Below are 24570 nucleotides of genomic sequence, written 5' to 3'. Positions count from 1 at the left end.
CTCTTCGTCTTTTTCATTTCCGCTTCTTTTACTAAATTTGCAGCAATGATTTTATATAAAACCAATGAAGAAGTAGAACTGATGCAAATCAGTGCCCTGCTGGTGAGCAATACCCTTGCAGAAGTAGCTAAAATATTAAAGCCAGGCATTACCACCCTAGAAATTGACAAAATAGCCAATGAATTTATACTGGATAATGGCGCAGTACCCTCCTTTTATAACTATAATGGCTTTCCTTTTCATATTATCACTTCGGTAAACGATGTGGTTGTACATGGTTTCCCAACTAAAGATGAACTGAAAGATGGTGATATTATCTCGGTAGATGTAGGTACCATAAAAAACGGTTTTCACGGCGATCATGCTTATACCTTTATCATCGGCGAAGTATCAGCAGCGGTATTAAACCTGGTAAAAACAACTAAAGAATCGCTTTTTCTCGGAATTAAAGAAGCCGTTGTGGGCAAACGCATCGGCGATATTGGTGCAGCCATCCAAAACCATAACGAAAAACATGGTTACGGCGTAGTAAGAGACCTGGTAGGCCACGGTTTAGGTAAAGAGATGCACGAAGACCCACAGGTTCCAAATTATGGAAGAAAAGGTAATGGTTTACTCTTAAGAGAAAATCTGGTATTGGCCATAGAACCGATGATCAATATGGGTAAAAAAGATGTGTTTCTGGATGAAGACGGCTGGACCATCAGAACAGCGGATGGAAGTCCATCCGTTCATTTTGAACATGATGTATGTGTTAAAAAGGGAGAAGCACTTATTCTTTCTAATTATGCACCTATCGAGGCCGCAGAAAAGCAGAACAGCAACCTCAATACTTCTTACTACTAAATAGCATATAATGGGTGCATGGAGATTTTGGACAGACCAGCCTCTCAAAAAACTCCATGTAACCATCTATCTTGTTATACCAGTATTGCTTCTGAGACGATCTCCTCAGCATGATCATCTAACAATATTTTTACCGTTTTTAGTGTAGACTCTGCAATTTCTGTTAAGGCCTCTTCGGTAAAAAATGCCTGATGCCCGGTAAGCAAAACATTCGGAAAGCTGATTAGTCGCTGAATATCATCATCTCCAATAATACTCCCGGAAAGGTCTTTAAAAAAGAGTTGTTCTTCCTGCTCATATACATCAATTCCCAGCGCTGCAAGTTGCCCTGTTTTTAGTGCATCAATCACTTCACGTGTATTAATCAATCCGCCTCTGCTTGTATTGATTAGCGTAACACCTTTTTTCATCGCTGATAAGCTATTTGATCCAATCAGATAATGGTTTTCAGGTGTAAGGGGACAATGCAGCGAAATAATATCGGCTTCTTTTATCACTTCGTGAAAAGGCAAATATATTACTCCCCCACTTTGTAATGATTTATTCACAAAAGGATCAGAAGCCAGTACAGTACAGCCAAAACCAAGCATAATTTTACAGAAAGCGGCACCAATTTTCCCTGTGCCGATTACGCCAACTGTTTTGCCAAAAAGATTGAAACCCATTAAACCTGAGAGCGAAAAATTCTGTTCACGTACACGGTTATAAGCCTTATGGGTTTTACGGTTTAAGGTAAGCAACATGGCTGCTGCATGTTCTGCAACGGCCTGTGGCGAATAAGCCGGAACGCGGCAAACCCGGATCCCATATTGTTTGGCCGCATTCAGATCCACATTGTTAAAGCCTGCACAACGCAAAGCAATAATTTTCACCCCTTTTTGTGCCAATATGGCTATAACATCAGCCGTTAGTTTATCATTCACAAATACACAAACAGCATCCGTACCTAATTTTATCGCGTCGGCAATGTGAGGACCCAGGTGGGTTTCCCAAAATTCTAATTCAAAATTATACTGTTTATTACAGCTTTCAAAAAATTCACGGTCGTAAGGCTTCGCAGAAAAAAACACAATCTTCATATCGTTAAAAATACGGATTAAATAGTTTTTTGCTGTGCTGTTTTAACTTAGGAGTCAAAACACTTATTTTTCAAAATCAAATAATAAAGTTCCTTTAAAAGTTTTACCGTCAGTTTTGTTTTTTTGGCTTTGTGGTCCCATTAATAAAGCTGACTGAAACTTGGTACCAATGGCACTAATGCCTTTTAAGAAGCTAATGCTCCCTTCTGGAAAGGCGGGTTCTACATTGTTGTTCTTTAATGCTGCAGCTTCACGGGCAGGTTTGTACATTTGCAGATAGGTATCTTCATCGGGTATGTAAACCGTAAATGGCGCTTCCTTATTTTCTACCTTAACCCAGTTCACTTCAGCATGATAACCTTTAAGCTCTGGGTAGCCCCAGGTTTCGCCTGTGATTGAATTATTGTAATCCTTATGCCAAACCCCAAACTGTTGTCCTTTTAACCTGTTTTTCCAAACCCGGTAAGGTCCGCGGCCAAGGTATTTCATCCCTGTAATTTTATCTTCAGGGTAATTAAACGTAATGCCCATAAAATCAGCATCGCCCTGTTGCTTAAATTGGTATTCGAGTTTAGCCAGCTTTCCGGTTTCAAATGTCCACTTTGCATGCAAATTGCCAGCTCCCTGGTAGTCAGATTCTACGATATACTTTGCTCCTTCTGCTTTATGATTAAATGTTATCAATTCAGTATTTACACCAGCCAATACCGGGCCTTTGGATAGAGAAATAACTGTAATGCCTTTAACCACTTTTTCCAGATACCCCGTTGTTTTATCAAAATAATAGCTAATGCCATCCTGTTTAATCAGGAGTAACTGATCCGTTTCTTCGGCTTTTACTGCTGCACCAGAGCCAGTCGCATCCAACCGCGATACCATTAAACGGGGTGTTTTGATAGGCCAGCTCCAGGTAAATATTTCTTTCTGGTCAGCCCCGTATGCAGTTAAATATAAGGCATCACTTTTTGTCCACGATTTTGGCAAAGCCAGATCAAGTGTACCTTTTAGGCCAGGCTTAAGTTTGGTAACCGTTGTGCCGCTGGCGTTTATAATCGCTTTTGTTCCTTTTGCACTAGCCGATGGAAAACTCACCAATTTCCATTTAAACGTGCATTTATTCAGATCGGTAAAATTGAAGCGGTTCTCCACAGCGATTTTACCTTTAAAATTACCATCAATTTTAGGCAGATCGATAAAAACCGGAGACCAGATCTCTTTTATGGCATAAAAACTGCCTTCTTTTTCGCGATGTGGACCAACAATTCCATCAGGAGCATGGTTACCATCACCATCGTAAATGCCATTTTTATCTGTCCTGATTACGTTTTCATCCACCAGTGCCCAGATAAAACCACCGGCACCATGCGGATGCATAAGCATTTGGTTCCAGAAATCGTCTAAAGCGGCACCGGCACCACCATCATATAATGCATGCATAAATTCAGTAGGAAAGAAAACTTCCTGTCCGGAAGTCGCTGCATTTACCATATAATTATAATCGGGGTAGTGTTTGGTATCGGTTCCGTTAAATTTCTCCCAGGGATGTATTACCGTACGTTTCTGCGGATCATAAAGGGCGTAATCATTGTCCAGGTCGGTGTTAAAACCACCCTCGTTGCCATTGGCCCAGAAAATAATAGACGGATGGTTAACATCCCTGATGACAAGTTCTTTTACCAGCCTGTGCCCAACAGTGTTATCGTATTTTGCCTGCCAGCCCGTTAATTCATTAATTACATATAGACCTAAGGAGTCGCAAATATCCAAAAATTCTGCATCCGGCGGATAATGCGACATGCGGACAGCGTTCATGTTCATTTCTTTCATCAACTTCACATCCATTAAATGCACCTCGCGACTGAGTGTGCGTCCGCTTTCGGGCCAAAAGCTGTGGCGATTAACACCTTTTAAAATCATTTTCGAGCCGTTAACGTAAAAGCCGTCGCCCTTACGGAGTTCAAGGCTACGAAAACCGAATTTTTGTTTTATCTGATGCACAATCTTCTGTTTATTTTTGATCCGTACCACCACTTGATATAAGTTAGGGAATTCGCTGCTCCACAGTAAAGGATTGGAGAAAGTAGCCTTCAAGGTTTGTACATCGTTCGAGCCATTCGCCTTTATAGCAAATGCTTTGCCTACATTTTCGCCATTTGTTTTTTTTACCTGAGCTTCAAGCATATCTTCGGCAGTTAAATTCTGCCCGTAAACATCAAGCTGAAAGCTCCCATCTGCCTTAGCATTAACGGCAACTCTTTCTATAAATTTGTTTGGAACTGTTTCCAGGTAAACGGGCCTGAAAATACCACCAAAAACCCAGAAATCACTCGTTCTTTCAGCTTTGTTAATCGATGCATTTGCTGATACCTTATCAACCGTAACTTCCAGTAAATTATTGGTTTCAGGTTTTAACAGCGTCGTAATATCGTACTTAAAACGATAAAAACCGCCCTGGTGCACATCACCTGCCACTTTTCCATTAATACTTACTTTGGTATCGGTCATCGCGCCTTCAAAAACCAGGAATACTTTTTTCCCGGTTATTTTCCCGATCTTAAATTCATAACGGTAAATGCCCTGTTCGCTGGCTTTAACCTTATCGTGCCCATAGTTGTAACTTCCAAAACCCTGTAATTCCCAGTTCGATGGTACAGGTATTTTAGTCCAGATACCGCTTTTACGACCAGCGGTACAATAAAAGTCCCATTGGACGGTATGGTCTTTATCTCTTCCTGAAAGAAAGGTTTTGGTCGTTTCCTGCGAAAAGCTGGCAGAAGAAACCAACAGCAACAATAATGGTATTAGTTTTTTGATCATGATCTATCTGGCATTAGTATTAGTAAGCTGATTCACAAGATAATAGAATTTGCATTTAGATGCGATAAGATAACCAGCATTTTACATTTGCCTAAACTTAAGTAACCTTAACAGCTGTAAAATTCCACCTTAAATATCATCGCGCAAGAACCTAAATCTGCGTTTGGGCTGAGCCCGGGGAAAGAAAGCTGAAACAACCAAAATCAGTAACATGTTGATTACGCTGAACAGGGTTATCGTCCTGTGCCGTATTTTTATGCCACACACAAATACATTCAATGAGGGCTTTTACTAAAACGTTTTTGTTACTCCTGTTCTTTGCAGGTATTTTCTCAAACAGTTACGCACAAAATTATACTGTAAAGGGAATTGTTCTGGATACAGTTGGTTTGCCGTTGCCTGGTGCGGTGGTACGGATTAAATCAGGTAACGATAGCATTGGCACTTCGGCCAATCCTGATGGGACATTTATTTTGAGTAAAATCAAGTCCAGACAATTTACTTTATCAGCTGCCTTTATCGGCTACGATACTTTTATTAAACAATACCTTATCGAAAAAGGCGCGCTTCTGAATATTACCGACATTAAACTTAAGCCTTCTTCGAACACGCTTGATGGTGTGGTAATCTCAGGGGTCCCACCGGTAAAAGTAACCGAAGATACGGTGAGTTTTAACGCGAAAGCTTTTCCGGTAAGAGATGGTGATGCGATAGATGAAGTGCTGAAAAAACTGCCCGGCATCAAGGTAGATAAAGATGGTAATGTAACCAGCCAGGGAGCACCTGTAACCAAAATTCGCGTTAATGGAAAAGATTTTTTTGGAACCGATGTAGCCACAGCGATTAAGAACCTGCCTGCCGATATCATCAAAAACCTGCAGTTCATTGATGATTATGGCGATCAGGCCAAACTTACAGGTATTAAAACAGGAGAACCGGAAAAGGTACTGAACCTGACCATTGAAGAAGATAAAAAGAAGGGATATTTTGCACGTGCATCAGCCGGAGTTGGCAATTCAGACCGTTACAATACCAGCATTAGGGGAAACAGCATGAAGGGAGAAAGACAAATTTCTTTTGACGGAACGTCAGCCAATGCCAATATGCGTGGTGGCGGTGGTGACGGCATCAATACCAGAAATGCCCTGGGGATTAATTATAAAAACGAGTTCAGCACCAAACTTTCTGCTGATGCGGCTTATAATTTTAACAATAATAAGAACAATACCGTTAGTTCTACCTATACACAGAGTGTTTTACAGGATGCAGGTCAAAATCCCATAAACCAGCTCGAAAATGCGAATAGTAATAGCAGAAGCAATAATAACAACCACTGGTTTGGAGGCAATCTCGAATACAAAATTGATACGATGAACTACCTGAAAATTTCGCCAAATTTCTCTTACAGCAACAATAGCGGAAATAGTGCGGGAGGCTCGGATATTACCCTGGATACGCTAGCGACCAACAGGCAGAGTACAAACTTTAATACTTCTAAAAATATCAATGCGCGTACCAATTTCTTTTTTAACCACAAATTTGAGAAAAAGGGCCGCAACATTACTTCATGGGGAAGCTTTAACTATTCAAACGGAGAAAACTATAAGGATGTGTTTAATCAGTACATCAATACACACAACAATGCGGCAGATTCTGTTTTACAGAACCAGTTGAACAACCAGGATAACCGAAATTTCGGATTAAATGCTGGTGTATCATACATGGAGCCGCTTTGGAAAAAAACTTTTTTAGAGGTAAACTACAACTGGAACCGATCATCGACCAATAATTCGAGAGATGCTTACGATGTTGCTAATGGCAAACAGCTACTCAACCCTAACCTGAGCAATATTTACGATTATCAGTTTATCACTAATAAAGTGGGACTGAATTACCGGTATATCGGCGAAAAGCTAAACTACACCCTGGGCCTTAACGTACAGCCTACCCTACTTCAGGGACAAAATTTAAGCACCAATATTGAAACCGTTAGCCGTACTTTTAACGTCATCCCCTCTGGCCGGTTTTCGTATAAGTTTTCTAACCAGCAATCGTTTGATGTGAATTATTGGGGAAGAAACAACCAACCCGGATTTTTGCAGTTGCAGCCGATATCAGACAATTCGAACCTGCAGAATGTAGTTACAGGAAACCCGAACCTGAAGCCAGAATTTATACAAAGTGTTAATGCACATTATAAACAAGCCGATTGGAACGCAGGGAAAGTGATCCAGGCAAATTTTAAGTATGAGCGTACCAACGACAGGATTGTAACGACTAAACAGCGTGTACCGGGTACCGTAAATCAGCTTACCAGCTACATTAACACAGACGGATATTACACGCTGCAGGGCGATTACGATATCAGCAAACCACTTTCAGCCGAGCGAAAGTTTACCATTGGTTATTCTGGTTCTGGTCAGTTGAACAACAACATTACTTTTACGGATGATGCGCGGATTGAAGCGCAAAACTTATCGTGGCGACAGGAACTGGAGTTTCGGGTAGATTTAAAAGATATTGTCAATTTTGAAATAGAAACCGCTTATTCTCAAAACCTGACCAAGTACTCGAATGATACTTTTACCGACCGCCAATCCAATCGTTTTGAATGTGGCATAGAAGGCCGCAATTATTTCTTTAAGGATCTTACCGTGGGCTACGATTTCACCAAACAGATTAACTCAGGTTTTGACAATGGTGCGGTGCGGAATCCAACATTGCTTCGTTTATCGATGGAATATAAGTTTATGAAAAATGATATGGCCGCCATCCGGGTAGAAGGATTCGATCTTTTTGATCAGAATTCAGGCATATCAAGAGATGTGTTCGATAACGTAATTGTTGACAGACAAGTTAACCGATTGGGCAGGTATTTCATGTTATCACTCATTTATAGGGTACGTAAATTTGGTAGTTAAGTTAAATATCATTTGCTATCTTCTTAATCTGTCAGGAACCTGTTCACCAATTATTTCCCGCAGATTACACTGATTACCGCAGAACTAATGACATTTTATATTTTCCATCACCTAAAACTATTTCCCACAGATTACGCTGATCGTGCAGAACTCATTACATCTCACATCATCCATCTTACATTTCCCATCACTATCCTTTTTCTATTCCCGATTTGGTCGCCACTGCTTTTTTCTTTCTAAAAACAGGGAAGGTCATCGGACTTTTAGCCGGGCGTTCATCTCCAAGTAATACCCCCCATTGCTTGAATGATTCTGTACGATCGAAAATAATTTTGAGAACAGCCACAATAGGTAGTGCCAGGAACATCCCCGAAACACCTGCTATGCTGCCGCCAATAAATACCCCGAGAATGGAAAATAAAGCATTAATTTTTACTTTAGAGCCCACAATACGCGGCATAAGGATGTTGTTATCTAAAAACTGAACAAAAGCAATTACCCCTAAAACCGTAAGCACCGGCCATAACTCTTGCGAAGATGTAAGTGTTAACAATACCCCTATTAAGTTACCAATTAAGGCACCCACGTAAGGAATCAGGTTTAATATGGCAAAAATTACCCCAATTAACAAGGCATGTTTTATACCGATTAACATCAGTATGCCGCCCAATAAAATAGTCATATAGGTGATCTGAATTAATAGTCCGATTAGGTAACTTTTAATAATCGATTCGGTTTCATAAATCGCTCCTTTCACTTTCGGGTGGTCGTCTGCTTTAAACCACATAAAGATAAAGCGCAATATAATGTCTTTATAAAAAAGCATCAGGTAAATATAAATAGGCAACAACCCGATAAATACAAAAATGCCACTTAAAGTAACTGCAGCACCGCCTGCAAGCGAGGTGCCCATATTCATTAAATCGTCGCTTTTGGTCTGTATAAATGCTTTTTGCTGCTTATCGTCATAATGGGTAATGCGGCTGATCCAATCGCTTAAAGAATTGATATGCTGTGTTACATTTGCCTTTATCTGAGGGAAATCTTTAACCAAAATGCCAATCTGGTTCGAAAAAAACCAAATAATTAATGCGACAAACAGGGCCACTAATAAAATTGGTAAGATAATGGCTAACGATTCGGGTATTTTTTTTCTTTTTAAAAAACGATACAATGGAAGCAGCATGATGCTGATGAAAAAAGCCATCAATATCGGCATAATAATATCTCGACCAATTACCATCACGGCTGCAATGGCCATTAGCCCCAATAATTCTATCGATCGTTTTACGGTTAGGGGTAAATTATTCGTCATAAAAAGCTTATTCTGATTTGAAATTTAAACACAGCCAATGTTAAAATGTTTTAAATAATTAGTTGAGGGGGGTGAGAGTTGGGCATTCGGAGTCAATTAATTGACTCTTTCAATAAGTCATCCTGAGAGATAATTTATTGCATAAAAACTCCCTAGTTACCGTAATTTCGAGCGGATTGTAACGCAGTCGATAGCCTGAAGACTCTGTGAAGTAAATCTAGCTAAATAGATCTCTCCATTTCGCTGCGCTTCAGTCGAGATGACGACAATTCTATTAGCGTCTGTCCATTGATAGTCCTTCAATGGTAGCGGGTCAAGGGGCTGGTAGTTGGTTAGAAGCTTGGCGTTTGGCATCAATTAACCAGTTTTAACCGTTAACCGATTAACCATTGATCAAAAAAATTACTTCCCTTACACCATATACCCACAGATTAGCCTTATTTTTGCAGCTTTATTACCGCACATGAACAATCAAGATACTATTATTGCTTTATCCACTCCTTCAGGTTCTGGCGCCATTGGCGTGATCCGTTTATCTGGTCCAGAGGCCATCTCCCTTACCAATGCCGTATTTGCAGGAAAAGATTTAGAAAAACAGGCCTCACATACTTTACATTTCGGTCTGGTTAAAGATGGCGATCATATTGTGGATGAAGTGGTAGCGGGTTTATTTGTTGCTCCTAAATCCTACACCAAAGAAAACGTGGTAGAAATTTCCTGCCATGGTTCTAACTACATTATCCAACAAATTATTAACTTGTTAATCAGCAAAGGTGCCCGTGCCGCCAAACCCGGCGAATTTACTTTACGTGCTTTTTTAAACGGGGCTTTCGATCTGAGTCAGGCAGAAGCTGTTGCCGATTTAATTGCCTCCAATTCTAAAGCTTCGCATGATGTGGCCATGCAACAGATGCGCGGTGGCTTTGCCAATGAATTAAAAGGATTACGCGAACAGTTAATCCATTTTGCTTCGATGATCGAACTAGAACTTGATTTTGCCGAAGAGGATGTAGAATTTGCCAATCGTGAGCAGTTGAAAAACCTGGTGAACAAGATCAATTATGTTCTGCAACGTTTAATCTCTTCTTTCGAAATGGGAAATGTAATTAAAAATGGGGTTCCAATTGTGATTGCAGGCAAACCCAATGTAGGCAAATCTACCTTGTTAAATGCCCTCCTGAACGAAGAACGCGCTATAGTTTCTGACATTGCCGGCACCACACGCGATACCATTGAAGATGAACTCACCATAGGCGGCATTGTTTTCCGTTTTATCGATACCGCCGGAATCCGCGATACAGCTGATATAATCGAAGCTTTAGGAGTAGAACGCACCCTGGAGAAAATGAAACAGGCTAAACTGATCATTTATATGGCCGATGCCGCTCAAAGTACATCAGAAATTGAAGAGCAGATCCTGGGTTTGGCACAATTGGCTATCCCCTATTTAATTTTAGTCAATAAAGCTGATCTCCTTTCCGATGCGCAACGTAAAGCTTTCGAAGCTTTAGATGTTGTTTTTATCTCTGCCAAAGAGAAACAGGGCATCGATGAATTAAAAAATACTTTACTGGAGCAGGTTAACTTGCACCACATTAATACCAGCGAAACCCTGGTAACCAATATCCGCCATGTAGAAGCGTTGAAACAAACAGAACATGCTTTACAAAATGTTTTGGCCAATGTAGATAATCCGGTTACCTCCGATTTTTTAGCAATGGACATTAAACAGGCGCTGCATTATCTTGGTGAGATAACCGGTACGGTAACTACTGATGATTTGCTGGAGAATATATTTACGAAGTTTTGTATCGGCAAATAAATCATCATAATAAAAACAATTATATAGCTGAATAAGAGGTAGTTGTAAATATTCTTATTTTATTTATTATTCTATTATTTTGCCTTGATTTGTTTCTTTTTGTTCCCCATTTGTTCCTCATTTTTATTTTTTTTCAAAATTCTTAAAAAAGAGAGATTAAACAATTAAATAAAAACCTGTGAAAATCGATAGTTCTATGTATAAATTGATCTCAGCTTTTCTGTTAGTAATTATATTCACTTCCTGCCAGGAACATTCTAAATCTGCTGAAAAACCTAAAAAAGAAAATGTTGTCACAGCTTCAAAAGACATGCTTTCAAAATCGAAGAATGTTATAATAAAGGATTCTGTAAAAGATAGTCAGACAATTTCTTTGCCTTTTGATTTTGAGAAATATACTGCGGTATGTCTGCAACAGAGCTCTCCAGATTGCGAGAAGATATATCCGAAATTAGATGAAATCAATTTTAAAAAAATATCGAAACTTCTCGGCAACAAATCTGAAGACATTCCAACTAATATTTTTGAGATCGATTCAAAATTAAATAATGGTATTAAAATTTATGTTTTAGATCTTGAAGGCGATTCTACTTTTCAGGAGATCATTACCGTGAGTAATAATAAAATCATAGCCAGAAAATCTGTTGGTCACAGTATGCCGGAAGAAAAAACGTACGAATCTTTTATAATTGAGAATAATATGACCGTAAACGTTTATAACATCAATTTTGAAACTTTGAAAAAATCACTGAAAGAAAAATTCACCATTCTTTCAAATGGCGAAATTTCTGGAAGATAATACGTTTTTATTGATGAATCTAAAATTCTTAAAGACTTATCAATGCTAATCATTTAATATGAATAAGTTTCCACAGAAGTTTCTCCATTTTTACCTGTCGTCTCCTTTTTTATGATTTTTCCGGAATTATCAAATGAAAATTTAATAGTCTCAGAATCAAATACTTCTTTTTTAAATTTTGATTTACCTTCAAGAACTCTATTGGAAAAATTAGAATGATTGACGTTGATAGTGACTCCACTTTCTTTATAATTGTATAATCTCTCAATCTCCGTAGTGGGCATCTCGTTATTATCATTCAATTTTTCCCCAGCCATCTTTCTTTGTTGTTCAATATTCAACAGTTGCCAATTTTTATTGATTAGAACAGAGGCATTCACCAAATGATATTCATAAACTGTTTCTGATGAAATCTGCTCATTGGAATAGCTATATATTTTTTTTATAAAATAATTAATCAGTTTATTTGAATCATCTTTGTCAATTTCTCCATAATATTTAACAAAATTTACAATCCTTCCATTCGAATCGTATTGAAATTGTTCAACAAAATTAGAATCTTGGCTCTGTTTTTTGCTGATTTGCCCTAATTTATTGTACTCATAATTCAGTGTATATGTCAGGTCACTTATAATTCGTCCATTAGGAGCAATTTTTTTTTCTTTGATATTTTCTTTTAAAATTCTGCCTTCTTTTCCGTAGATGAACTCTCTTTTTGCTTGTAATTCTTCATCATTTTTCTCCTGAAAAATAAGCCTCCCATTTTCATCATATTTATTTTCCAATAACGTCTTGTTCAGGAGTTTATTTTCAAAAACCCGTAATAACTGAGCAAATTTATTGTATCTATAGGTATATTTTCGATGAGAATCCGGAAGATTTTTATCAATACTTTTTATCAATCCTAATTCATTGAATTCTAGAGTCGTAAAAAAATCTCCACCTGCTGTGCCGCTTTGACCTATAGGATATTTATAAAAAGTCGAATATTTTTTGGGTAAAAAATAGGTGAAATCATTAATTTGAAATAAATCTCTAACCGGAAATAAATCGATATCATCAATTTGATAATGATTGGTTTTATGATTAATTTCTGCATAAATCAAATGTTCGTTTGCAGCATTGTAAAAAACAGTCTTTTCGCCACTTTTAGTAAATGCAACTTTGTTATTTGGATATAGTTCCGAGGAATTAAACTTGTCAACCTCTTTATTATTTTCCTGCATGTTTTGGCTATTTGAATTACAACTTACTAACGTATTAGCTAATATAAGCGCTTTGATTACTGTAGAAAATTTATTATTATTTAGTTTCATTATTGGCTGATTTATCTATTGCTTTCATATCATCTGTGTCATTATGTATCCTATCCCATTGCTATTTCCAAAAAGTGACTAACACATCACCATAAATCTAAATAATTTTATATCCTGCATCTCCCTTGTCCGAAAATATTCCCTCTTCCATAAGCTCCCACCTTGCTCCGTTCGTCTTTGGCGACCATTGTTTTTTTTTACTAAAGTTAACGATTTATCATTTCCCAGGCTAAACATCTAACCAATTCAGTATCCCATCTGTGCCAGTGTAGAATTGATAAACAAACCCTGCTTTTCCAAAGCTTAAGCTAATGAACAGCTTGGTGTATCATCAGTTATTTCCGACTGACTGAGAAAGTCGCCAAACTCTTCGGTTACCAATGGAAGCTGAGCAACGGTTTCATATTGTTCAGATTTTTGCTGTTTAATTTCTCCTACCGTTGACAGGAGTACCTGCCCCGTATTTTTGCTATTGCCAAAATCCATCCAGTATTTTGGTTGGTTATGGTAGAACCTGCCATAGGAAATCTCCTGTATAATCTCGGCAATCTCAAATCGTGCAGCAACCGTATCTACACAAGAAATATAAATGCTCGCAGAAGCGTGATCCGGTAATTTACCTAAAACGCTTTTTGGCAAACTTTCTGCATTCCGCTTTCCAGTTGGTTCCTGACCATCTGTTTGCCAGATTGATCAATGTAACAGATTTATACAGCCCTGTTGCACATTCGGCAAAACACTTTCTGCCTAAATTGGCATCCGAAATAATATCATCATCCCATAACCGAACGGCTAATCCAGCATGTCCCAACTCATTGAGGCTGTAATTCATTTCCATCAGGGCGGTCAGCACTTTTGAACCTGTTCCCCCTGCCCCTATCAGGTTAACGCTAATGGGATTTGTGGCATTGATCAGGGAATTATCCGTAACTTACAAGGCAAGGATTAAAAACAGAAGATCGACGAAAGTGAATTTTAATACACTTCGAGTTTATTGCTGTTTTTTGGTCTATAAAGATAGAGTTGAATGTACGTCGTAGTCCCAACATCTTTATCTTTTCGTTTAAAGCCTCCCCATAACGCAGATTTTTCATTATTTATTTTTTCTAAACAAACTATTTTTCCGTTGGCATAAAAAGTCATTTTGTGTTTTTCTATGGGCTTCAAATCAAAAAAATCTAAATTGGCATCAGTTCTGAATTGATAATCGTTATCCCATCGGTATTTAATTTCAGCTGAAGATTGATATAATTGCTGGGAAAATCTTTTTTCTGTGTTATAAAAAGCATCTGCTAAATCATCTTTTGTACCTTTTAAATATAGGTCTCTTATTTCATTATATTTTGATACCACTTCCTTTTCCAAAGCTTGTAATTTGCCTTTATCCGTGGTGTTTAAAACTTCTGCATTATCCAAATTATTGATGTGATAGGGAACATCTGCATTAAATTCAAAACTGTCTTCAAAATAATCTTTTCCATCAAAAGTTGCTACTTCTTTACCCTGTATTATATTTTGAGGCGTTGTGTAATTTTTCACTTCTTCTTCATCCCCCCAACTTTTATTTACGATGTATGTTTTTACAATTTCAATTTTAACACCCGAATTTTTCATTAAAGTTGGATACATTGACTTGGTAGTTTGATTGAAGCCTGGAGATAAACGAACAGTTATTTTTTGTTTTCCAGCTTTAGTAATATCCCAATTAAGAGGGAAATACGAACCTGCCAAACCTCCTCCAGAATTATCTTTGTATTTAATAATTGGGATATCGTTAATTAGAATTTCAAACGAGCAATTATTAGTGTAAATAGTTGCTCCGTAATGTGGCTCTTTAGTGAAATGCTTTATTACGTTTCCGATTGCATAAATATCTTTTTCCGATTTTGTGTTTTTATTTTGTCCATTACAACCCGTGAAAAGAAGTGCAAAGTTTAAAAAGAAAAGCAGTCTGTATATTTTCATTATTATTTCTCCGTTATTTTGTTAGATGCGGTCGGTAAGAGAATTACCACCAACGATTTAGGCTTTGCTTTCGGGCGATAAATCGAATCACAAATGTTGATATTATTACTAAAGTTCAAATGAAAAACGACCGTTGAATTTTGCAATCAAACCATCTGATGCAAAACCCTTGTTGTATATTGTACCTTATTCTATTTTGATTGTTAATGTATTCGATTTTATTTTTAATCTTGTCGAACCATCTTCAGTTACGTTATAACTTCCTTTGTCATTAGGAACAAATTTATTGAAATAGTCCGTATTACTTTTGTGGATGAAAAAATCGTAATTACTTGGTCCTATTTGAAATGTTCCCTTTGATTTTGATAGAAGACTTAATTCCAAAATTAACGTTTTAATAAAAAGTTCATTCTCTACTTTTTCCATTGATTTTCTGCCATTTAACATATTCCAATCAACATTTACAATTTCGAATTTTTGGTCAATCAATTTTTCAAAATCATCTATTCCTGCAATATTGTCGATGGTTTCTGTAGCACTAACATTTATTTTGTCTTCCTTTCCTGTCAGCGAAAGGTTTTTAGGAGAGTGATGTGTTCTTTCTGTTTGTGAAAATTTTGAATATTCGTAAAGACTGATTTTGATGGTGTCTGTTTCATTATATGTTATTTTTTGGTGGACCAAATTACTTGTACGGCATCTTGGCCGATTTTAATTTTATCCACCACATTAATAGAAAACGGCGAAGTTTTATATACTTTCCCTTTATATCTTACCGATAAAATAGGGAATTCAATTTTACCAAGTTTTGTAGGTTTTGCATAGGTATAAGAAGAATAAAATGTCTTAATGACTTTATCGTTGTCACCCGTCAATTCAATCTCATTTATTGATAATGTCCCATCTAATTTATGGGTCAATTCCAAGCCATTAATTTCCGTATTACTACTCCAAATACTATCTGGCTTTTCTTCGAAATGAATAGTAAAATCAATAGATTTTCCAATTTCTGCTACAGGTTGCACAACAAATTGCACAAAATCTTTTTCTTTTTTGGTTTGACAAGAGACAGATGTAAAAGGGGAAATTATAATTATTAAATATAGGAAGCAATTATTTATTAGTTCGTTCATTTTTTGCTTTTATTTAGGTGTGTTCGTCTATTGCGATCTTTTAGTATAGCATACAACATTTTGGGGCTTTGCTCCGGATGGGAGACTTAAGTGCTACGAAGTCAAATCGAAGTACAATAGTCGATATTATTATTAAAGTTAAATTAGAAAAGCTACCGTTGCATTTTGCATTCAGCCGGCCTGAGGAAAAATCCTTATTAGCTGATTTCATTTAATGTTAATCCTTTTTTGGATGCTTTTTTAAATTCAATTGCTCCAAAAAATTCTGAATATGTAAAATTAAATTCTATCATTTCGTGCAATTTATGTTTCCTAATTTGTTTAAGGTATGTAACGTTCCCTTTTAGGAAGTTATTGAGTAAACGCTGTCCATCTTCAACAGTTTTATAACTTAAAACTGTTTCTATTGGCAATACTTGCACTTTTTTATCATAATTTGTCCAAGAACCATTATTTTCTATAAGCTCTTCAATAAGTAAATTGATATTATTAAACTTTTCAAAAAATGGTAATATGTATTCTTCTATTTGATATAAGAATTCTTCCTTAAATTGCTTTTTTGCAATTTCAGATTTCATAATATTCCAAGTTTTCCAATTTTGGAATGGTGTTAAATATCCTAATTGTTTTGTTACCATAATACCACTTTCGTCTTCAAAGTTGTCTTTATTCCATTGTTTTACTATTTCAGATGTTACTGATATATGAACAATAATATCAAAATGGGAAGTTATTTGGAAAGCAATTTCTTGTATAATGTCACGGTTAAGTTTTCGCTTAAAAAGTAATCCTTTAGATAAAGTTTTAAAACCGTACATAGATAATTTCTCTTCTAATTCTTTACAAGCTGTAACAGCAAATTCTTTTTCAGGTCTCATATTTTTATAACATCAGCCAACGTTTCGGGCCTTTACTTTGGAGCGGACAATCATAGCACAAAAGCTATGGTTTGATCGAAAAATTACTGTTAAATTTTGCAATCAGCCCGCCTGACTCAAAAACCTTAGTTTTTGTCATTCAGTTCGGAATTTATTAATTCTTTTTCTGAATATTAAAAATTCTAAAGTTGTAAAAAAGAGATAAATTATTGAAAAAACTAAAATATTTCTGAATACAGTAACAGTATTTTTGTATAAAAGATTGTCAGTTAATATGGCTATAATGATAAAAATAACATAAAATAAGGGGATTCCTAAAAATGTTAATAATGATAGATAAAGATTATTTCTAATTTTATCTATCAGATTTAGAAAAATTGCAAACGAACAAAAAACCATTGCAATTAGATATATCAATGAATACACTAAGTTCAATAGTATATCTAAAATTTGTAAAATCCAATCAAGAAAATTACCATCAGCGTGATCTGTTTCTGCAATTACTATTCTATAAGTAATGAATAAAGCAATACTTATTAAAATGTTTTTTAACCAAAACTTAAATATAATTCTTTCCATTTCTTGTACTGGCATCTATTTAAAATCGGCAGGATGTAATAGTATATAATGTAATTACTTTTCTGATGTTAGAATTTCTTATTTTCAAAATAGCATTTACGGACATCTAAAACATTTTTAATTCTCTTCCCGGGCCAGTTGTAGGCATTCAGCTTTATTAAATTTAATTATAAATATTGTTAAAATTTAATGTTTAATCATCTTGTAACATTTCATTTTTGTATTTTTTGGAGATTAATAACGGATCAACCTGCTTTATAGACATCGTTAAGCCATATTTTATGAAGTTTTATTAGGTTATTCCTGCAGGTTTGTTTTTTCAGATTGTCTGCTTTTCAACCTCCAATCAATTATCTAAACTTCACTGCCTTAATAATTACTATGATCTCGTTCACAATATCCGACAGCCCTTAGCTTAATTCCATTAGACCAAGATTACACAGCCGGACTGTAATATTCCTGGCTTCTTCAAAGGATATTTTCTGACTCCAGGAATAAATCAGTTCCCCTAAAGTTTCGGTTCCCTGTATTCCACAGATCAAGGGAAAAATTGCCAGGTTATCGATGTAGGCTATTTCTCTATCAATAGCTGGATGTTTAACGGCGTCCTTCAACTGGAGCCGGTCGTTTTCTACACATATCGTCTTAACATAGGTAAGCTGAGGTGAAAGCCTTATTTTTTTATACCAAAACTGATCTATCGCCTCCACAGGCCACACTCCTCCAGCTATGGCATCGTTCTTTTTTTTAGCAGTGATTTTGTCTAACCTGAGCGTAAGTTTTTGGTGGAAGGCAGTTTGCGTATCCTGGGCTGAGATATTCACTTTTGATCTTTCTTTCCAAAAAACGTTGTTGCTTTTGGGCCATGCACTCTGGTAATATGCACTTGTCCATTTTAGATGCTGACCCATCGACTCCGCTATATGATCTTCAAAAAAGGTCCGGGAAATTTCGGTATCGCCAGCGCTGAGTATGGTATTTACAGCAATCACCGTTTGCAGTGAAAAACGCATTGCCTTTTCAACACCTGTAGAAGACAGGGGGTCAAGCGTAAAAGCAGCTTCCCCGATCCTGATGTAATTGTTGTCCCATGGCTGATTGTGACTATAGTTTAGTACCATGCAGCTTCTGGTGACAGAAGGCTCAAGATCTTTAAGTCCATCATGGAACAATACCGAAGAAGATATCCTGTTTCTAAAAAGTTTGTCAGCATTTCCTTTCCGAAGATCCTCTGGGGCAAAAAAAGCCATCATCCTAAACCCTTTACCTGGCAAAGGTGATCCCCATAACCAACCGTCTTCTTGCGCCTCTATCAAGGTACTTGCCGGCATCGAAATCCTACTGGTGTTTGCATAAAGTGCAACCATGGGCGGTGCCGTAATAATCTTATCGGTCAATTTGCTCCCACTCCTTCCCCTTGAGTCCAGCACGAAAATTGTCCTGAGCTCCCGATGCTCATTTCCCACCCTAATTACCACTTTCCAATGATTCCCTTCCTGCTTGAAAGTTTCGGGTTTTGCAGGTTGGAACAAAACCAGCCCTCTTGAAACCGCCAACTGGAGCATATCGTAATCGAGTTTCCCCCTATCTACCATAATGCTGTCACCGTGCTTTCTAAGCTCAACCTTCCTCTCTCTGGCATTCTCCCAGATCACCTGAGCGGGCAGCCCATCGATATATCCACGCCCGTTTAGCAGATGGCCTGCACCGAGATAATCAAAAATATTCCGTACGCCTGCAGACAACGACTCCCCAATCTGCGGACGTGGAAAAATATATTGCTCAACCAATGCCACGCGGTGTCCAAGCTCAAGCAACCGCAAAGCTGCACAACTTCCGGCAGGCCCTCCTCCTATGATTACTGCATCAAATAGTTCAATGTTTGCCATAAAAATAGCTTAACTGAACCAGCCTGGCGCCAACCTTGAAATGCGCTCATGGGCCTGAATAGTATAATGCAGCCATCCCCGGATATAATTACAGGCATTTCTTCCCTTATCGAGCACTTCATGATGACAACCTCCTCCACAGAGATAGCGGGCCCAGCATTGGTTACATGGAGACTGCCGGTGGACGTGCCTTGATTCCAGCCAGCCGTTCTGCAGCTCTGCATCAATACCGTTTACAATATCGCCCATACGTCCACCCGGTTCATTAACAAACCTGTGGCAAGCGGCAAGTTCTCCATCAGCAGAGACCCCCATGTACCCTGCGCCCGCACCACATGGATATGGACGGTGTGTACCTTTATCTATTTCTTTGAGGGCATTAACCATATTAAGGTAAGGGTAACGCTCGCCCTGGAGTACTTTCTTTTCAAAATGCAGTCCACAGGCAATCATAGCCCCAAGCAGTTTCTCAAGATCTTTTTCATCCATTTCGCCTTTTCCGTTGCTGGAATTCAGCAGTGGAGAAAAACCCACACTATGGAAGCCCATTTCGACAAACTCTTCAAGAACTTCCAACAGGTTGAGGTTAGCAGGGGTAACTGTTACCCTGGCCGACACCTGCATTTTCCGTTGGATCTGTAGCAACGGTCTGATGTTTTCCATGATCTGCTCGTAGGTACCCGAACCGCCTTTCAATGGTCGCTGTGCATCATGACTTTCCTTTAACCCATCCAGGCTGACCGTAACCGAGAAAGCATGTTCTTCAAAAAAAACGGCATCATCCGCGGTCAGCAGTGTTCCGTTGGTGGTAATGGAAAACCCAACTTTAATATTTTTTTCAGCCGCTTTCCCGGCTGCGTATACCGTTGCGGCCCTTATGGCTTTGCGGTTCAGCAAGGGTTCCCCACCAAGGAAAGTGAGCTGTACCTTGCCATTTTCCGGACAGTCTTTAAGCAGTAAGTCGATAGATCTTGTGGCAACATCAAGCGGCATGCTTTTCATCGCGCCACCAAAGCCACCTTGATCGGCATAACAATAGGTACAGCCCATATTACATTTTTGGGCTATGGCCAATGAAAGGGCATAAATTCTTGGGCTTTTCAATGGCTCGTCATCTATTTTCGGCGGCGCATCAAGCCCCATATCCACCAGCTTGTTTTTAAGGCTTTTTTCATCTTTTGATTCCAAGAGCACACGGAACTCTTCCTCAGTCTGAGAAGAAATTTGGTAGAGCATTGTCCCATTGGTAACCAACAGCTGCGTTTGCTGCCCACCTCTAACCAGATGTACCTGTGGAGAGGCTGGCCCGGATTCGGCAGCAATTTTTTTCGCCATCCTGTTGGCTATGTTGCCTGCAGGAGAATCTGTTTGTATAAGCGTTGACATAATTATCTGCTTTTTTTATAGATATATCTACTGTTCCTGATTTGTTCCGGTGGCATCGTTTCCTTTGATGATGAAACTTAGCTCACCCTCCCAGTTCCTGAACAGGTCATCATAACTCAATAGACGCGAATCTGTCCTGTTATCCAGTATATATTCGCCCGTTCTTTTTTTCGCCATCCAATTGTCGCCGGCACTGAGTCCTTTTTCATCAGGTACCACATTTACAAAATCCGGTCGGCTGGCCGCCCAATAATAGCAGGCGCATTCACGGTAATCGTTCTGCCATGGCGCACAAAGCCCTTGAGTCATTTCGCCCGGTTTGATAATTTCTTCAGAAAAGACACTGGTATCGGCCTCAAAGAAATGGTTCACTTTCAGGCTCACCTTTTGATAAAGTTTTTCGTTATCAAGGTCTTTTTCCAAAGCAACAACTTCTGTTTTGGAAGGTCCGACAGTAAAATGGCAAACCACTTCCTGCCCTTGCTTTTGCAGGACCTGCGCCATAGAATTTGACCACTCCATAAATGAAACTCCGTTGGGATTGGCTGCAGTGATCAGGGGAACGCTGTCCCCTCCTGGAAACACCGGACCAGAGGTCGCAACCATTGTCGGCTTATGATCTATGGCAACAAGGCGACAGTCTTTCAGGTGTTCGAACGCCGGGTCAGCTTCGATAACGTAATTGTTGTTCTCAATTAGGACAATTCCATCAAATGCGCGGCGCCAAAGATTCCTGAAATCAAATTCCAGTCCAGGAAAACAATTTGAAATCGCTGCTCTTGGTAAAATAGAAAAAGGATTTCCCTCACCGAGGTAATGTAGCTGCGCAGTGAGGTTAGCCGCCTGGAGGGCTTTATCTTTTAGAGGAGTTCTATCTACCTCTCCTGCTGGCTGGCTATCCTTGAACAGTGCGCCAGCAGCAGCCTGGATTACTAAATTGATCTGTCTGTGTGTGAGTGTTAACGAACGTCCATCAGCTCCACGCATGAGTGCCGGCATCTTACGCAATGTTGCGCTTGATAGATCACCGATTTCTTCAGGACGGCGTAGCGCATCGGCAAACCACGCTGCAGCGCCGGTACTGAGTCCACCGAATACCCTTTCATGGAGGGCGCGTAAAGCAAGGTTATCTACAATTGATGTGGCCATGATCGGCTCGTAAAGACGCCCAAAGTCATTGGTATTCTGCCTCACCATTGTACTGGCTGCATTTTGTATGCCCTCAAAAGAATTTCCGTTCATCACACTGGTATTCATCAGCCTGATCGTTTCCAGCGCCCGTCTTACAATTTCTTCCGCCTCTTCAATATCAACTTCACCCTTAACTTCTGGTCCGAGCAGGATCTGTTCGAGCTCGTCAGAAACCACACGCACCGGTAACGTATCTGGTGCAAATGCCGGAGGGCCTGCACTTATATGTGCCCTTGCGGTGAGCGTACGGTCTTTATCCTTTAAGTGAACGGAAACAAAACCATCACATTCATCATCCAGGTAACCCCAGCTGATCCTATCATTATTGGCAAGATAATAGCCTGCAAATATCTGTGCAGGGTTGGTATAGGTGGGTTCACCTACACCTTTTTCACAATATCCCCTCCAGCCTTTATCTTTATCGTAGATCACAAGATCGTCAGAAGTGATGATCGGATCCGGTTGGTCCAGCTTTGTTGCGCTTTCATTTCTAAAACGACTGGAACCATATACTTTTCCAGCCCCAGGGGTAAAACGGAATCTAATTTCCGGGAATTCATCTGTAGGCGAAATAAACTGTACCGATCCCAATGGCAAGGTTTTTCCGGGAAGGAAGTTTTCACTCTTACCTAGCAACGGCTGGGCAGCATGGCTATTGATACCAAAAACCTTTGCATAGATCTTATCCCCTTCTTTTCCGGTCCTTCTATAAATCTTAATATTCCCCACTTCAACATCCCAGGTGATATCCTCTAAGCTCATTCCAGCTTTTGCAAGCAAGGTTTCAGTTAAGGGCACAAGCTTGTCCCCATCTTCATCAGTAAGTGCAAAAACTTCAAGAAAGGGAGCAACCGGATGGATCTTGCCTTCTTTCGAACCTTTGGAAGGTACATCTTTAAAACTAATCTGTTTGGGCAGTTCACCTGTAATCTTTCCTGAAACGGGATCAACGCTAAAAGTCTGTTTTGGGAGAATATTTCTGAAGTCGAGCGGCTTTTCCTGCGAAAGGCCCAGATCGTATGCGGAAAGGGGAACTTTAGAAGAGCCTAAACGTCCGATGGCGATCGGAGGAAGAATGCGAAGCGCTAAAATTTTCATAACAATAAAATTTAGGTTATTATTTAGAGGTAGAAATAAGTTCTTTTATAATTGCAGAAAGTCCCTGGTCTGCTTCCCTTAACACATGGAGATATTTAAGGTTTGGAGGCGAAACATATGGCAAAAGACTCACGATAATGGTTTCACTTGCATCAATCAGGTCCTGATGTTCACGCCATCGGTTCGCCTCTCCCATCGGTAAATCAAGTGTATAGGGAATACTAAAAGGTGGCCCTGCCATTTTATCATCCGTTCCAGGTGGATTCAGTGGCGTCTGAACGAGTACGTTGGATATACTCCTTAAGTTGTACATTTCACCAAAGGTGGCATTGATGATCGTAGCTCTTGGAGAGGTAGCGCCGTTATTGTTAAAACCGTTATCCAATAGAAAACTGTGGGCAAGATAATTCAGCAACATCCTGTAACGCACATTAAAAAGATGGGCCCACGCCCTGGCTTCAGGATTAGTTATCGCATCCTTCTGATAATCTGTACCGACGTTCTTAGACGATTCTAAACTATCATCAGATTCCCGCTCTGCGATAAAAGGATTAGTGGCCACATTCCTTGAGGGTTCCCATAAACCACCTATTTCATTTTCCAGTTCACGTAGCTCTTTGTAAACAAATAAGAAACGTTCAAAGTGTGAAGGCTTACCCGCGTTTTCTTCGGTAGTCGGTGCCTCACCCTGTTCGGATATTTCCAATAGCGCAGCATAGGCATCATCCCTACAGGTCAGAGGAGCAACAAGCACATCAGGTGCTCCCTTCGGACCCGTGTGCGAACTACCCCTTTGCCCTCCGGTATAACCGCGTCCCCACTCATCAAATTTTGCCTGAAAGGGATAGGTATTTGCCTGAAAAAGATCATCGGGGATCTGCTCACTATCATTGATCAGGCTTAGGATCACTGCAAACAGTGCACCTACCCGGTGCGGATCAGTTGTATCCTTATATACTTTTGCCTTCACCTCTTTAGCAATCGGATCATCACTGTTGATCCATTCCTCAGGAGATTCTGCATAGACGTATTTGGCCAGTGAATCTAAGGTAAGTCGCTCCAGCTTAAATGGGAATGGATAGAACGGCGTATCCCAGGGATAATCCATCCGGCCGAAGTTTAAGGGTGCACCGATAAGCTTCAATACATTCTGAACAGAAATAAAATGTCCCATTTCTTCCTTAGCGATCCCAAGGATGATGTCCTGCCACCCTTTCACCTTTTGCTGATATTCCTCAGGTATTTTCGAGCCTCCGATACTATAGCCCGCATATAGGTACTGCAGCATCAATCCATGTTCAATTTCAGCATTGATATAAAGCAGAAACGAGAGATAATCCTTGGCATTAAATTCATATGGAATTTCGACTTTCAGGTCTTTAGGATCTTGCAGATCTGAAGAACTACCTGTTTCAACTGCCTGGAAACTTTTAATTCCCTGAGACCTCATTACAGACGCCGTCCGGTTGCTTTCGGCCAACTGAAACACAGGCTTTAAAAATCTTTCAAAATTGTTTTGCATGGTATTATTTTTAG

18 protein-coding genes are annotated in these 24570 nt (G+C 39.0%); 4 read left to right on the top strand and 14 right to left on the bottom strand.

Annotated elements, in window-relative coordinates; translation table 11 throughout:
• Positions 1-45: 45 nt before the first annotated feature.
• Entirely contained in the window at positions 46-846 is an 801-nt protein-coding gene (gene map / locus KYH19_RS08850) for a type I methionyl aminopeptidase (protein WP_219078402.1), read from the top strand.
• Positions 847-920: 74 nt separating this feature from the next.
• Here map and KYH19_RS08845 read toward each other — a convergent pair whose 3' ends face one another.
• Positions 921-1925, bottom strand: coding sequence for a 2-hydroxyacid dehydrogenase (locus KYH19_RS08845; protein WP_219078401.1), 1005 nt, complete (start codon positions 1923-1925; stop codon positions 921-923).
• A gap of 63 nt (positions 1926-1988) precedes the next feature.
• Positions 1989-4742: a glycoside hydrolase family 2 protein gene (locus KYH19_RS08840; RefSeq protein WP_219078400.1), complete on the bottom strand. Its 2754-nt coding sequence runs from the start codon at positions 4740-4742 to the stop codon at positions 1989-1991.
• 278 nt (positions 4743-5020) lie between these two features.
• On the opposite strand from KYH19_RS08840, the gene KYH19_RS08835 reads away from it, so the two are divergent.
• Positions 5021-7663 carry an outer membrane beta-barrel protein gene (locus tag KYH19_RS08835; protein ID WP_219078399.1) on the top strand — a complete coding sequence of 881 codons (2643 nt, stop codon included), beginning with the start codon at positions 5021-5023 and terminating at the stop codon, positions 7661-7663.
• Between the two features lie 190 nt (positions 7664-7853).
• Here KYH19_RS08835 and KYH19_RS08830 read toward each other — a convergent pair whose 3' ends face one another.
• Complete coding sequence (locus KYH19_RS08830; RefSeq protein WP_219078398.1) at positions 7854-8978, bottom strand: AI-2E family transporter; 1125 nt, start codon at positions 8976-8978, stop codon at positions 7854-7856.
• Positions 8979-9441: 463 nt separating this feature from the next.
• Between KYH19_RS08830 and mnmE the strand changes: the two genes are divergently transcribed.
• Together mnmE and KYH19_RS08820 are read left to right on the top strand one after the other, a co-directional pair.
• Complete coding sequence (gene mnmE, locus KYH19_RS08825) at positions 9442-10800, top strand: tRNA uridine-5-carboxymethylaminomethyl(34) synthesis GTPase MnmE (RefSeq protein ID WP_219078397.1); 1359 nt, start codon at positions 9442-9444, stop codon at positions 10798-10800.
• A 178-nt stretch (positions 10801-10978) separates the two neighbouring features.
• Complete coding sequence (locus KYH19_RS08820) at positions 10979-11599, top strand: hypothetical protein (RefSeq protein ID WP_219078396.1); 621 nt, start codon at positions 10979-10981, stop codon at positions 11597-11599.
• A gap of 53 nt (positions 11600-11652) precedes the next feature.
• Here KYH19_RS08820 and KYH19_RS08815 read toward each other — a convergent pair whose 3' ends face one another.
• From KYH19_RS08815 to KYH19_RS08765, 11 genes are all read right to left on the bottom strand, one after another.
• Positions 11653-12915 carry a hypothetical protein gene (locus KYH19_RS08815; RefSeq protein ID WP_219078395.1) on the bottom strand — a complete coding sequence of 421 codons (1263 nt, stop codon included), beginning with the start codon at positions 12913-12915 and terminating at the stop codon, positions 11653-11655.
• Positions 12916-13218: 303 nt separating this feature from the next.
• Positions 13219-13554, bottom strand: coding sequence for a hypothetical protein (locus tag KYH19_RS08810; protein ID WP_207908491.1), 336 nt, complete (start codon positions 13552-13554; stop codon positions 13219-13221).
• Positions 13532-13747: a hypothetical protein gene (locus KYH19_RS08805; protein WP_219078394.1), complete on the bottom strand. Its 216-nt coding sequence runs from the start codon at positions 13745-13747 to the stop codon at positions 13532-13534. Before KYH19_RS08805 ends, KYH19_RS08810 begins: the two co-directional genes overlap by 23 nt.
• Before the next feature lie 143 nt (positions 13748-13890).
• Positions 13891-14880: a hypothetical protein gene (locus KYH19_RS08800; protein ID WP_132402151.1), complete on the bottom strand. Its 990-nt coding sequence runs from the start codon at positions 14878-14880 to the stop codon at positions 13891-13893.
• A gap of 186 nt (positions 14881-15066) precedes the next feature.
• Entirely contained in the window at positions 15067-15564 is a 498-nt protein-coding gene (locus KYH19_RS08795; RefSeq protein ID WP_219078393.1) for a hypothetical protein, read from the bottom strand.
• Entirely contained in the window at positions 15546-16013 is a 468-nt protein-coding gene (locus KYH19_RS08790) for a BatD family protein (RefSeq protein ID WP_219078392.1), read from the bottom strand. Before KYH19_RS08790 ends, KYH19_RS08795 begins: the two co-directional genes overlap by 19 nt.
• A gap of 197 nt (positions 16014-16210) precedes the next feature.
• A complete protein-coding gene (locus KYH19_RS08785) occupies positions 16211-16891 on the bottom strand; it encodes a hypothetical protein (RefSeq protein WP_219078391.1) in 681 nt (226 codons plus the stop codon).
• A 989-nt stretch (positions 16892-17880) separates the two neighbouring features.
• Positions 17881-19359, bottom strand: coding sequence for an NAD(P)/FAD-dependent oxidoreductase (locus tag KYH19_RS08780; protein ID WP_219078390.1), 1479 nt, complete (start codon positions 19357-19359; stop codon positions 17881-17883).
• A 9-nt stretch (positions 19360-19368) separates the two neighbouring features.
• Positions 19369-20745, bottom strand: coding sequence for a radical SAM/SPASM domain-containing protein (locus KYH19_RS08775; protein WP_219078389.1), 1377 nt, complete (start codon positions 20743-20745; stop codon positions 19369-19371).
• Positions 20746-20772: 27 nt separating this feature from the next.
• Complete coding sequence (locus KYH19_RS08770) at positions 20773-23034, bottom strand: hypothetical protein (RefSeq protein WP_219078388.1); 2262 nt, start codon at positions 23032-23034, stop codon at positions 20773-20775.
• 19 nt (positions 23035-23053) lie between these two features.
• Positions 23054-24556 (bottom strand): ferritin-like protein, encoded by a 1503-nt coding sequence (locus KYH19_RS08765; RefSeq protein ID WP_219078387.1) that lies wholly within the window; start codon positions 24554-24556, stop codon positions 23054-23056.
• Positions 24557-24570 lie beyond the last annotated feature (14 nt).

Source organism: Pedobacter sp. D749 (assembly GCF_019317285.1).
Classification (GTDB): Bacteria; Bacteroidota; Bacteroidia; order Sphingobacteriales; family Sphingobacteriaceae; genus Pedobacter.
The sequence above is the reverse complement of the archived record's forward strand: the minus strand, read 5'-3'. Positions and strand labels throughout refer to the sequence as shown.